The sequence below is a fragment of the Camelimonas sp. ID_303_24 genome, assembly GCF_053543495.1.
The window spans coordinates 168,818-181,881 of the sequence record NZ_JBLLJM010000004.1 but is presented as its reverse complement, the minus strand read 5'-3'; the positions used below and the strand labels follow the sequence as shown (position 1 = coordinate 181,881).

The window sequence follows — 13,064 nt, the reverse complement described above, 5'->3', positions numbered from 1 at the left end:
ATGTCGATCCGTCCTAGCGCTTTCCGCCGCCGCGCCTGCGGCGCGGGAGCGCGCCCGGCGCCAGACGCCTCAAGCTTCACGTCAGAACGTGGTGAGGCAGCCTGTTCCAAATGAACGGATTTGCTTCAGGCTGGTTGTTGCATCGCTTTCAGATTGAGCCGCACCGTGACCGGAACATGATCCGACGGTCGCTCCCAACTGCGGGCTTCCTTTGAAATCACAAAATCTTCCAGGCCGGCGGCGACGCCAGGCGACAGCCAGACGTGATCCAGCCGGCGCCCACGATCGTTCACCGTGTGGTCTTTCGAGCGGTAGCTCCACCAGGTGAAAACTTTCTCGGGTTCGGGCGCCAGCTTGCGGATGGCGTCGACAAAGCCCGCTGTTGCCCGGATGTTTTCCAGCGCCCCGGTCTCGATGGGCGTGTGGCTGACGACGTTAAGCAGCGCCTTGTGGTTCCAGACATCGGTGACGTAAGGCGCGACATTCAGGTCGCCCACCAGGATGCTGTTGCGCCGCGCCGGCTGGTCAGCTCCGGTCCATGCCAGCATTTCATCCAGAAAATCCAGCTTGTGACGGAACTTTGGATTCAGTTCGGGGTCCGGGATATCGCCGCCGGCCGGCACGTAGAAATTGTGAATTTCCAGGTCCGCGTACTGCGCCGGCAAGCGCACCGAGATGTGGCGGCAATCGTTCTGGCCGCAGAACGCCTTCACGTCGGTGCGCGCGAACGGGATGCGCGAAAGAATGGCCACCCCGTGATAGCCCTTCTGGCCGTTAACGGCGATGTGCCCGTAACCGCGTTGCCGGAACACAGAACTCGGAAACTGCTCATCAGGACATTTGGTTTCCTGAAGGCAGACAATGTCCGGGTTACACGCGTCGATGTGGCGGATGACCTGATCGGCGCGCAGGCGCACCGAGTTGATGTTCCATGTCGTAACGGAAAGCGGCACGTCTGCTCCGGCAGTTCGGGACGTCAGCAGCGTTTCCGGTTCAGTCGCGCTGATCTGGACGTTAAACGTCTGGGATCGTCCGCATTTAGAGCAAGTTGCCGCCGAAGGGAATTGCGAAGGGAATTGCCATGACCGCGGGTGCGCCCGCACCAGGCCGTCGCGCCGCCGGTCCTGGAGCAGCTTTCAATCAATCTGGATCGCAAACTGCTCCAATTGTCCCTGTTTTGAGCGAATTTCGATCGATCAACCGCTTCTGGCTGATCGGCAAGCGCTTTAGCGCCGCGTCTCCTGAATGTTGTAGAGCGCGACCGTGGTCCTGTAGCCCTGCGGGTCGACAATATTCCACTGCTTGAGCTGGTTGGCGCGGGAATCGAAGATCAGGGTGATTTGCGATGTGCCGCCCAGGGTCGAGGAATCGGACAGGGCGACCCGCACGATGCCATCGGCATCGGTCGCCACATTCAGCAGTTTGGTGTCGCTGGCGAGGTTGATCCGATCCTTCAGCAGGAACTTCAGCGGGGTCTGGCTGATGGAATAAACGTCATTGGTGCGCAGTTTGCTGTCGCGCACGGCAACAGATTTGCCGTCGGCCACCACTTCCAGAGTACTGGGCGGATCGTATTTGAACACCAACTGGCCCGGCCGCCGCACATAGAGCGCGCCTTCCGCCTTCTGGCCCTGGGCATTGTGCTGGATGAAGCGCGCCTGAATCGCTTCATAGCTGTTGAGCCATTCATTCACGCGCGCCAGCGCTTCGGCGGATGATGTTGGCGCTGGATTGGCCCCCGTGCGCGTCGCTGCTTTCGCTGCTTCCACGGCGGCTGCCTGCACGCCCGGGCGCAGTTGCGTTGGCGCTGCCGGGGCGGAGCCCTGGAGATTGGATGGCCGCATCGGCGGCAACGGCGCCGTCGCCTGGGGTGAATCCGGCTGCGGCGTGGTCTGCGGCGCGGTTGCCTGGGCCGGCGCCGGGGCAGCCGCCGGTTTGGCGGCCGCGGGATTCTGCGGTTTTGGCTTGCCGGATGCTGGCGTCGGTTGCGCCTTGCCCGGCGTGGTCAGTGAAGCGGGCGGAGGCGCCACCGGAAGGCGCTCCTCCTGGGGTGCAACCTGTTTGCCAAAACCTGGTTTGAAGGGGTTCCACTGGAATTCCGCCTGGGCGCCGCTGGCGGAGCCAAGACAAATGAGCGCAACAACGCCGGGCGCGATCCATGGAGCTGCCCGGCCTCCGGATTGACGGAGCGCCTTGCGGGGCCTTTCAGAGATTTTCTCTGGTGACACATGCCGCATGACGCTGCGCTTTCTGTTGTTCATCTGCCGGGTCGGCGGCGGGGGTTCCGACGACGCTTCGTCAGTCAAATGGCTCATTCTTCACAATATAGGCGCGGAAGCGGGCATTGTGAGGGCGGGGTGGCGCTCAGTCGTCTTCCTGCTCCCCGCCGCCCTGAGCCAGAATCTCGCGTTTGCCGGCGTGGTTGGCTGCGCCCACGATGCCTTCCAGCTCCATGCGCTCCATGAGCGACGCGGCGCGGTTGTAGCCAATCTGCAGGCGACGCTGGATATAGGACGTCGACGCCTTGCGGTCGCGCAGCACGATGGCCACAGCCTGATCGTAAAGATCGCCGCCAGCTGAGGCCATGGCGCTCTGGTCGAACACGGCGCCGCCTTCCTCGCCTTCGCCTTCCTCCATGGCGGTGACGGCCTCCAGATACTGTGGCCGGCCCTGCGACTTGAGGTGGGAGACAACTTTTTCCACCTCATTGTCGGAAACGAACGGGCCGTGCACGCGGGTGACGCGGCCGCCGCCGGCCATGTAGAGCATGTCGCCCTGACCCAGCAGCTGTTCGGCGCCCTGTTCGCCAAGGATGGTGCGGCTGTCGATCTTCGAGGTGACCTGGAAGGAAATGCGCGTCGGGAAGTTGGCCTTGATGGTGCCGGTGATCACGTCCACCGACGGGCGCTGGGTGGCCAGCACCACGTGGATGCCGGCGGCGCGGGCCATCTGGGCGAGACGCTGGATCGTGCCTTCGATTTCCTTGCCCGCCACCATCATCAGGTCGGCCATCTCGTCGACGATGACGACGATGTAGGGCAATGGATCCAGATCCATCACCTCTTCTTCGTACACCGGCTCGCCGGTTTGTTTGTCGAATCCGGTCTGCAGGGTGCGGGTGATGATCTCGCCCTTGCGCTTGGCCTCGCCGACGCGCGTATTGAAGCCGTCGATATTGCGAACGCCGAGCTTCGACATTTTCTTGTAGCGGTCTTCCATCTCGCGCACCGCCCATTTGAGGGCGACGACCGCCTTCTTCGGGTCGGTGACGACCGGCGTCAGCAGGTGCGGGATGCCATCATAGATCGACAGCTCCAGCATCTTGGGATCGACCATGATGAGGCGGCACTCATCCGGCCGCAGCCGGTACAGCAGCGACAGGATCATGGTGTTGATGGCGACCGATTTGCCCGAGCCGGTGGTGCCGGCCACCAGCAGGTGCGGCATGCGGGCGAGATCGGCGATCACCGGCTCGCCGCCAATGGTCTTGCCGAGGCACAGGCCAAGGCGGGACTTGGATGACGAGAAATCTTCGCTGGCCAGCAATTCGCGCAGATAGACCGTCTCGCGATTGCTGTTGGGCAACTCGATGCCAATGGCGTTGCGGCCAGGCACGACGGCAACGCGGGCCGAGATGGCGCTCATGGAGCGGGCGATGTCGTCGGCCAGGGAAATGACGCGGGAGGATTTGGTGCCCGGCGCTGGCTCCAGCTCGTACAGCGTCACGACCGGGCCTGGCCGCACATTGATGATTTCGCCGCGCACGCCGAAATCTTCCAGCACGCCCTCCAGCAGCGTGGCGTTCTGTTCCAGCGCCTCGACGGACAACATGCTGTTGGCCGCCGGGCGACGTGGCTCCGCCAGCAGCGCCAGTTCCGGCAGTTGGTAGGTCTCGGTATCGAACGTCGGCTGTGCAGGAGCAGCGGGCGCTTTGGCGACCGGCCGCGCCGTCGCGGCAGCGCCGCCCTGGGCCTGGGAAGGCCGCGCCGCCACAGCGTCATCGTTCGCCGGGCCTGCGGAGGTCATGGCGGCGGGAACGCCGACCCGGAGCGCATGGGATGGAATTCGCGGCGCCATGGGCGCGACGGGGTCTGTTTCCGCAGCCATGTCAACGTCAGCGTCGCCAAAGGCGTCGTTGTCGTCCTCTGTTTCTTCCAGGTCAGGCGCGATTTCGCTCTCCGGCTCTTTCCGCTTGCGATGCAGAACGAACGGCTGCGTAGCTTCAACCGGCGCGGCCTCCGCCGTGTCGATCGCGTCTGCAGGATAGCCAGCCGCATCGTCACCCGCAGTGTCTTCGTTCTCGGACATCTCTTCCGACGCGGCGGCTTTTCTGCGCACGCGCGCGGCAAAGCGCGAGGACAGTTCGGCGGCGGCGGCAATGGCGGCGGCGGTCGGAATGATTTTTTGCGGAGCGGTTGCAGTCCGGGTCGCAACGCCAACAGCAGCGCGCGCAGCGGCGGCCGTGGTTTCGGCCGCGTGCGTCATGGCGTGCGCCGCCACGGAAGCGGGTTCGCGGCTTTGCGCCGGCTGGGGGTGGACATGGGCTGGCGCGGCCTCAACCGGCTCAGACCAGGCGGGCGCAGCAGCCATCTGCGGCGCGGCCGTTTCGGCGTCCTGGTAGTAACCGGCGTCCGCGTCCCGGGGACTGCCGGCGCGCATGTGCGCGGGGGCGTAGGCGGCGTGCACCGGCGAGGGCGCCTCCTCCTGGCGCCACGGCGGCTCGATGACCCCTGACGCGGCTGCAACGGCTGGCGTCTCATGCCATGTCGGCGGCATCCGCACGCGGGAGCGGGGAGGCTCGGCTGGCTGAACCGGAGCGGCGACAGGCGCCAGCGCCGGGGTGTAGTCGGGCGCCGCAGTGGAGAAATCATCAGGGAAGGCGCTGGGTTCGACGCGGCCGCCTGGCGTCCTTGCCGCAGCCCTGGAAACGCCCGCCATGGCGGCGGCGCCAGCGGCGGTCGCAGCCAGCTTGCGGCGGCTGCGCCGACGGCCAATGGCGGCCTTGAGCATCATGAAGCCATGCACCACGGCGCCGAGCGACACGATGCCGAGGCCGGGTTCGTCCGAATCAGTATCCTTGCCCCGGGAGGCGCGCCATGAATCCATATCCGTGTCGTCTTCGCTTGCCTGTTCGTCAAACCCGTAGCCGCAGGCCGCGCTGAGCGCGAGGATGGCGATTGCGGCCATGATGAAGCCGGCGAGAACCCGGCCGAATGCGCCGAGTACGCCCAGCACGTTGCGCGCGGCGGCGAGCACGCCGTCGCCAACAACGCCGCCCAGCCCCGTTGGCAATGGCCAGCTGCCTGTCGCCGGCATGGCGCTGGCAACAGCCGCCGCCGCCGAGGCGCCTATGATCCAGAGCGGAATCCGCCATTTCATGCCGGGCATGGTGCGGCGCGTCACCAGCGACACGCCCCAGACCGCCAGAGGCAACAGCCAGGCGACAGAACCAAGGCCGAACAGTTGCATCGCCATGTCGGAGATGACCGCGCCTGGGGCGCCGAGCCAGTTCGAAATCCGGCTGTCGGTAGCGTGAGTGAGGCTTGGATCGCTGACCGACCACGTGATGAGGGCGATCGCCATGGTGATGGCGAAAACGATCAGGGCGATTCCAACCAGATCGAAGGCGCGCCGCTTCATGAAGTAGCGGGCGGCCAACGAGAGATCCTGGGCTGGCGAGGTGGAACGTCTGACGGTGCGCATGCCGACCTGGCGGTTCGTGGAGATATAGGAGTGAGGCTAGCCGGCTGGGGGTTAAGACCCGCTTAACCTTGTGACGGCGGCGCCGGCGAACGCTGCGCGGTTGCGAAAAAAATCTCCGCGCCACGGGGCGCGGAGACGGGTGATGATGGCGAAGTTTTTGGGGAGGATTTCCGGACCTGCTTCCACAGGTCCGGAGGGTTTCCGCTCAGTAGTTGTAGGCGCGTTCGCCGTGATCGGAGATGTCGAGACCTTCGCGCTCTTCTTCGACCGAGACCCGCAGGCCGATGACCAGGTCGACGAGCTTGAACAGGATGGCCGAGCCAACGCCCGAGAAGACGATGGTGAACAGCACTGCCTTGATCTGGGCCCAGACCTGCGTCGCCATCACATAGGTTGCTGGCGAGGCGGTTCCGGGATTGGCGGCGTAATCGACAAGGCCGACGCCGCCAAGCGCCGGGGCGACGAGAACGCCGGTGGCGATGGCGCCGACGATGCCGCCGATGCAGTGTACGCCGAAGACGTCCGCCGTGTCGTCATAACCGAACGTGTTCTTCACGGTGGTGCAGAAGAAGAAGCAGATCACGCCGGCAACCAGGCCAAGGATGATCGAACCCATCGGGCCGGCGAAGCCAGCTGCGGGGGTAATGGCGACCAGGCCGGCGACGGCCCCCGACACGAGGCCGAGCAGCGACGCCTTGCCCTTGAAGGCCCACTCCACGAACATCCACGCCAGCGCTGCCGCGGCAGTGGCCACAAAGGTGTTGACGAAGGCCAGGGCCGCGCCGCCCGTCGCTTCCAGGTTGGAGCCGGCATTGAAGCCGAACCAGCCCAGCCACAGCAGGGATGCACCAATCATGGTCATGGTCAGGGAGTGCGGCGCCATCAGTTCGCGCCCGTAGCCGATACGCTTGCCGATGATCAGGCAGCCAACGAAACCGGCGATGCCTGCATTGATGTGCACCACGGTGCCGCCGGCGAAGTCGAGTGCGCCCCACTTGAACAGCATGCCCGCGTCGGCGTTGACGGCGTCAAGCTTGGCCTGCGCCGCAGCCTTTGCCGTTTCGGTGGTCGCCGCAGCAAGTTCGCGCGCCGCCGCTGCCACCGCGTCGGGGCCGGCCCAATACCAGACCATGTGCGCCATCGGGAAGTAAATGAAGGTGAGCCAGAGGCCGACAAACACCAGCAGCGCCGAAAAACGCACGCGCTCGGCAAAGGCGCCGACGATCAGCGCCGGCGTGATGCAGGCGAAGGTCATCTGGAAAGCCATATAGATCAGCTCGGGAATGACCACGCCGTTGGAGAAAGTGCCGACGGTGCTTTCAGGCGTAATTCCGGCGAGGAAGGACTTGGAGAAGCCGCCGACAAAGCTGTTCAGGGAGCCGCCGTCGGTGAAGGCGAGGGAGTAGCCGTAGGCAACCCAGATCATCGCCGCGAGACAGACGATGGCAAACACCTGGGTGAGGACGGAGAGCATGTTCTTGGTGCGGACCAGGCCGCCATAGAACAGGGCGAGGCCCGGGATCGACATTGCCAGAACGAGGATGGTCGAGATCGCCATCCAGGCGACGTCGCCCTTTGCCGGAGTGGGCCCGGCGGCAAGCGCCGCGGGAGCGCCGGCAAACAGGGCCAGGCCAATGCCGGCGATGGCGGAACCCAGGACCCTGGGCAGGCGCCGCGGCGCGCCGGTTGTGCGCATGAGCGTCATGTCATTTCTCCAGATACTGGCCGGCAGCGGGCTCAGAGTGCGTCTTCGTCGGTTTCGCCGGTGCGGATGCGCAGGGCTTTTTCGATGGAGGTCACAAAGATCTTGCCGTCGCCGATCTGGCCGGTGCGGGCGGCGCCGGCGATGGCCTCGACGGTCGCTTCGACCATGGCGGATGGCACTGCGACCTCAATCTTGATCTTCGGCAGGAAGCTGACGGCGTATTCGGCGCCGCGATAGATTTCCGTATGGCCCCGCTGTCGGCCGTAACCTTTAACTTCCGTTACGGTGAGTCCATGGACGCCCAGGGACGTGAGCGCATCGCGCACTTCCTCAAGCTTGAACGGCTTGATGATCGCCATGACGATCTTCATTGCTTTCCCCCGATTGCTGGTCGCGCGACTGGCTGGCGCATCAGCCAGAAAGTCGGTTGGCCCCGGTTTCTCCATGCATCCGTCACAACGGCGGCCATGGCTTCGGATACCAAAAAGCAAGAAGGGCGCCAGTTTTCTGAAGTGCGGCGCATTTTTTTGAAAATTATTTTATTTCAGTATGATATTCGTTCTTTCAGACGGTCTGGCGCAGACGCGCCTTGTCGTGCTGATGTCGCGCGGCTCAAGCGGACGGGCCAGGATGTTGCGCCGTTTTCCAGGGGAGGGTGGGCGCGGCCGGTCATGGTCCCCCAGTTTCCTGCAGGGGCGAAGTCCAAATAATATGTTCAGAATCAGGCTGATACTGCAATCACGCGAAAGCCGCCGGTTCGGGGCAAACCCCGGGCGCCTTTCCGGCGATAGGGGAGTGGTGGAAAGCACGCAGGCGCCAAATGTCCAGGCGCCTGCTTTTTAATCAAAAATAATGACGCCTGCTTGTGCACTTCTCAATCACGCGCCAGATCGGGACGGGGCCGGATCATGCCTTCCTGCGCCACGGAGGCGATCAGGCGGCCGTCACGGGTGTAGATGTTGCCGCGCGACAGACCGCGCGCGCCGCCAGCGACTGGCGTGTCCTGCACATACAGCAGCCACTCATCAGCGCGGAAATCGCCATAGAACCACATGGCGTGATCGAGGCTGGCGCTCTGGATTGTCGGCTCTATAACGCTGCGGCCGTGGGGAAACAGGCTGACGTCGAGTAGGGTCATGTCGGAGGCATAGGCCAGTACGCACTGGTGAATGGCCAGATCGTCGGGCAGGCGGTTGGCGGCCCGAATCCAGACGCAGAACGGCAGGGTTGTTGGTTCACGGGCGAAATACCGCGAGAAATAATGCTGGTAATCGACAGCCTTGATCTCGATCGGCTGCGCCGTGGAATAATACCGGCGCTGGTTTTCAGGCATTTTCGCCAGCAGGGCGGGATCAATGTCCGACTGGCTGGGCAGATCTTCAGGCTGTGGCACCTCTGGCGGCGGCAGGGTATGTTCGAGGCCGGTTTCATTGACGTGAAACGACGCGGTGAGCGAGAAGATTGGCCGGCCGTGCTGGATCGCCGAGACCCCGCGGGTCGTGAAGCTGCGTCCGTCGCGGATCCGGTCAACTTCGTAGACAATGGGAACGCGCGGATCGCCGCCGAGCAGGAAGTAGCAGTGCATTGAATGCAATGTGCGTTGCTCGACGGTGCGGCAGGCGGCGACCAGCGCCTGGCCGATAACCTGCCCGCCAAAAACGCGCTGCCAGCGATCCTGCGGGCTTCTGCCGCGGAACAGGTTCACTTCGATGGTTTCCAGATCCAGAATCGACAGAAGGTTGTCGATGGCCTTGCTCATGGCGCCTCCGCCGGCCTGCTACGGGCCGATTGACCGTTACTCAGGCGAAGTGTGACGCCTTTGCCGGTCGCTGTCATGTTTATCCGGCGCGCGGACGTGCGCTGGTGGTCCTGCCGGCGTGAAAGTTGGCGGTTGCCGCGCTATATGGATCATGTCCCGATTACAGGCAGGAAACATCGTGTCCCAATCCCCCCAGACCATCATCATTGCAGGCGGCGGCATTGCGGGAATGGCGCTGGCGGTGCTTTTGAAGCAGGAACTGACATCTGGCGTGCAGGTCGTGGTTTGCGATCCGGCGGCTCCAGAGGCGATGCGAAAGACTCCTGGCGATAATCCGCTGCGCGTTTCGGCCCTGGCGGCGGATGGCCAACGGCTGTTTCAGCGGCTCGGCGTATGGCAGGGGATTACCCCCCGGGCCCAGCCGATCGCGAGCATGGAAATTACCGACAGCGCGCTGGCTGATCCTGTCCGCGCGCAACTGCTGTCCCTGTCGGGGGATGTCGGAGCCGGCGAGCCGTTTGCCCATATGCTGGCGAATGATGATGTGTTGCACGCCCTGGCCAAAGCTGCTGTCGCAGCTGGCGTTGAATTGTGTGATGCGCGGGTTGAGCGCTGGCGGTGGAACGGCGCGGTCGCCGGTTCGTCTGGCGTGGCGACCCTGTCGGGGGGGGCGCAACGGCAAGCGAGCCTGCTGGTGGCGGCGGACGGCGCCCGCTCCAACCTGCGCGCGCTGGCTGGCATTGGCTGGCATGGATGGGGCTACGGTCAAACCGCCATTGTCGCGACTCTCGCGCATGAGCGGCCGCACGCCGGCAAGGCCACCCAGCACTTTTTGCCCTCGGGGCCGTTCGCCATCCTGCCGCTAACCGGGAACAGATCGTCGATCGTCTGGACGGAAAGGGCGGCAGACGTTCACGCCCTGATGGCGATGGACGCGGAGGATATGCTGGCCGAGATCCGGCGACGGTTTGGCCTGGAGCGCGGCGCACTTCACCTTGAAACCTGGCCAGTGGGCGTGTTTCCGCTCGCGCTCGGCGTGGCGCGCCGGTTTTACGCCGATGGTCTGGCGCTGGTGGGCGACGCCGCCCATCAGGTGCACCCAATTGCCGGCCAGGGGCTCAATCTCGGTCTGAGAGATGTGATGGCGCTGGGCGAGGCTCTGGTGGAGGCCATCCGTATTGGATTGCCGGCGGGGGAGCTGAATTTGCTACGTGCATACGATCGTAACCGGCGCGCCGACGTTATTGCCATGGCGGTGGTGACGGACGGCCTGAATCGGCTGTTCTCGAATGATTTGACGCCGGTGCGGTTGATTCGCGATCTCGGCGCACGGCTGGCGGGACGCTCTTCAACTTTGAAGCAGATGCTGATCCGCGAAGCGGCTGGCGTCAGCGCGCCCACGCGCAGGTGACGGCCTACTGCCTGGCATTTTACCGTCAGTCGGAGACGTGAAGAAAGTATTTAAAATCAATTAAATAGAAAGAATTTCCCAGTTCGCCCGGGTGCGTTGCCGCCTGGTCGCTGCGCTCTCCTGGTTCACGGAGCGTGCGGCCTTTCTGTGCTTCCGGCCTGCACAGGCGTTATTTATGTGGTTTTGACGTCCATAAATTCTCATCTATGTGCGTTACTGTATAATTTGACCGCATTTTACATTAGAAGACAAATAGATATCATGAAATATATTTGATTGCTGCGTTCGAATGACGGGCGATGAAATTGTAAAAAATTATATAATTTACTGTATTGTTATTTCGTTTTATTTGATGCTTATTGGTGAAAAGTAACATGGTTGATGGGGCGCATTTGCATGAAGGCTCTTTCATATGTCGGCCATAAGCATTTGACGCCAGACGGCGAGATGCTGAACCGGAAGATCTATCGACCGGAAGTTTTTCCGCTTCCACGTCTTGTTGGGTATATTGATCTGCCGCCACCTGAGAATGATGATCTGCCGGCGCCGTCCTGCCGGCTCGAGGGGGCGCGGGTGTTTATCGCGGGTCATGCCGGGCTGGTTGGCGCCGCGTTGCGACGAAGACTGTTACGCGAGCGCTGCGAAATTCTGACCGTCGATCGCCAGCGGCTGGACTTGCGGCGACAACTGGAGACGGAAAGCTGGATGGCCGCCAGCCGGCCGGACATCGTCCTGCTCGCCGCCGCAACCGTCGGCGGTATCGCGGCGAATGTCGCCCGTCCCGCCGATTTTCTGATCGATAATCTGACAATTGCATCAAATATCGCGGTGGCTTCACGGAAGTACAACGTCAAAAAACTGGTGCTGCTGGGTTCAAGCTGCATTTACCCGAGAGATGCTTCGCAGCCCATAACGGAGGACGCCCTGTTGACGGGCGCGCCTGAACCAACAAACAGGGCTTACGCAATTGCCAAAATCGCCGGCCTTGAAATGGCCAGTGCGATCCGTCAGCAGGATGGGCGCGATTTCATATCGGTCATGCCGACCAATCTTTACGGACCAGGCGACAGGTTTGATCCGGAGCGTGGACACGTGATCCCGGCGCTGGTTCGCCGGATGGGCGAAGCGAAAGCAACCGGGGCGCCGGAATGCGTGATCTGGGGGACTGGCCAGGCCAGGCGTGAGTTTCTGCATGTCGATGATTGCGCCAATGGCATTGTTCATGCCCTGCAGCACTATTCTGGTGATGCCCCTCTCAATATTGGCTCAGGTGAGGAGGTGACAATCGCCACGCTGGCGACGCTGATCGCCCAGGCCGTGGGCTACCAGGGCCGGATCGTTTTTGACCCTGCGCGCCCGGAGGGGGCGCCACGTAAACTGCTGGACAGTTCCCGCATCCGGGCGCTTGGCTGGTCTCCCCGGATAAATCTGTGCGATGGCATCGCCAGTACGGTGCGGTGGTGGCGTGAGCAGGGCGGGGTCCCACGCGCAACGGATACGGTGAGGCTCGCCCTGTGCCGCGCTGAGGCCTGATCCGGGCAGAATATGCCCTGCCTTGGGGCGGAAGGACGTTCGCTTCAGCCGTCCGCCAGTACGCGTCTGACGACATCCATCACGGGCTTTTGCCATGATGGCAGGCTGACGCCATGGGCCTGTTGTAATCGGGTGCAATCCAGCAGCGAGTTCCGTGGTCTGGCTGCGGGCGTCGGATATTCGGCGGTGGTGATGCGGCGCACCCTGGCCGAGGGTCCCCCAAGCTCACGGGAGGCCATGAATATCTGTTCAGCGAAATCGCCCCATGTTGGGGCCGCGCCTCCGGCAGCGGCTGTCATATGAAAGACGCCGTGGAGCTTCGTATCATCCGGATGGGCGACGAGATTGCGGGCTACAGCAATCACCCCGTCGGCAATGTCCAGGGCAGAGGTTGGCGCGCCGGTCTGGTCGGCGACAACGGACAGTTCGTCGCGAGTTTCGGCAAGCCTGAGCATGGTTTTGGCGAAGTTCTTGCCGAACGGGCTGTAGACCCAGGCCGTGCGCAGGATCACGGATCTGGGCGCCGCCGCCTGCACCGCCATTTCTCCCGCAAGCTTGGTTTTGCCATAGACAGAAAGTGGATCGGGGCTGTCATCCTCGGTCCAGGCGCCGTCTTTCTGGCCATTAAAGACGTAGTCGGTCGATATCTGGATGAAGGGGATTCCGGCCAGCGCTGCTGCCTGGGCGACGGCTTCGGCTCCATCGCAGTTCACGGCCAGAGCGAGTTCGGGCTCCGACTCGGCCTGATCCACCGCCGTGTAGGCTGCGGCGTTAACAATTACATCGCAGTCGATGCCGGTCAGGGCTCCGGCGATGGCGTGTGGCCGCGTCAGATCCAGGTCAGGTCTGCCCATGGCAACAACCGACAGGTCATTTGCAGCCTCCGCTCGCTCCAGCAGTGAACGCGCCAGCTGCCCTTCCGTTCCGGTCACCAGGATCCGCATGTGTTCTCC

General features: G+C 63.3%; 9 protein-coding genes. 2 read left to right on the top strand and 7 right to left on the bottom strand.

Annotated elements, in window-relative coordinates:
• Positions 1 to 125: 125 nt before the first annotated feature.
• The 6 genes from ACERNI_RS05745 to ACERNI_RS05720 all read right to left on the bottom strand — a co-directional run bounded on the left by ACERNI_RS05745 (position 126) and on the right by ACERNI_RS05720 (position 9,167).
• The gene (locus ACERNI_RS05745; RefSeq protein ID WP_448832313.1) at positions 126 to 953 is read right to left on the bottom strand and encodes an exodeoxyribonuclease III; all 828 of its coding nucleotides are present in this window, start codon (positions 951 to 953) and stop codon (positions 126 to 128) included.
• A gap of 273 nt (positions 954 to 1,226) precedes the next feature.
• Positions 1,227 to 2,030, bottom strand: coding sequence for an outer membrane lipoprotein carrier protein LolA (locus tag ACERNI_RS05740; RefSeq protein ID WP_448832312.1), 804 nt, complete (start codon positions 2,028 to 2,030; stop codon positions 1,227 to 1,229).
• Positions 2,031 to 2,364: 334 nt separating this feature from the next.
• Complete coding sequence (locus ACERNI_RS05735; protein WP_448832311.1) at positions 2,365 to 5,658, bottom strand: DNA translocase FtsK; 3,294 nt, start codon at positions 5,656 to 5,658, stop codon at positions 2,365 to 2,367.
• A gap of 250 nt (positions 5,659 to 5,908) precedes the next feature.
• Positions 5,909 to 7,408 (bottom strand): ammonium transporter, encoded by a 1,500-nt coding sequence (locus ACERNI_RS05730; protein WP_448832310.1) that lies wholly within the window; start codon positions 7,406 to 7,408, stop codon positions 5,909 to 5,911.
• 32 nt (positions 7,409 to 7,440) lie between these two features.
• On the bottom strand, positions 7,441 to 7,779 hold the full coding sequence (locus ACERNI_RS05725; RefSeq protein WP_448832309.1) for a P-II family nitrogen regulator: 339 nt from the start codon (positions 7,777 to 7,779) through the stop codon (positions 7,441 to 7,443).
• 503 nt (positions 7,780 to 8,282) lie between these two features.
• Positions 8,283 to 9,167 carry an acyl-CoA thioesterase gene (locus tag ACERNI_RS05720; protein ID WP_448832308.1) on the bottom strand — a complete coding sequence of 295 codons (885 nt, stop codon included), beginning with the start codon at positions 9,165 to 9,167 and terminating at the stop codon, positions 8,283 to 8,285.
• Between the two features lie 151 nt (positions 9,168 to 9,318).
• Here ACERNI_RS05720 and ACERNI_RS05715 point away from each other — a divergent pair, with 151 nt between their 5' ends.
• Together ACERNI_RS05715 and ACERNI_RS05710 are read left to right on the top strand one after the other, a co-directional pair.
• Positions 9,319 to 10,578 (top strand): FAD-dependent monooxygenase, encoded by a 1,260-nt coding sequence (locus tag ACERNI_RS05715; RefSeq protein ID WP_448832307.1) that lies wholly within the window; start codon positions 9,319 to 9,321, stop codon positions 10,576 to 10,578.
• Positions 10,579 to 10,974: 396 nt separating this feature from the next.
• Positions 10,975 to 12,111: a GDP-L-fucose synthase family protein gene (locus ACERNI_RS05710; RefSeq protein ID WP_448832306.1), complete on the top strand. Its 1,137-nt coding sequence runs from the start codon at positions 10,975 to 10,977 to the stop codon at positions 12,109 to 12,111.
• Between the two features lie 44 nt (positions 12,112 to 12,155).
• Here ACERNI_RS05710 and rfbD read toward each other — a convergent pair whose 3' ends face one another.
• On the bottom strand, positions 12,156 to 13,055 hold the full coding sequence (gene rfbD / locus ACERNI_RS05705) for a dTDP-4-dehydrorhamnose reductase (RefSeq protein ID WP_448832305.1): 900 nt from the start codon (positions 13,053 to 13,055) through the stop codon (positions 12,156 to 12,158).
• Positions 13,056 to 13,064 lie beyond the last annotated feature (9 nt).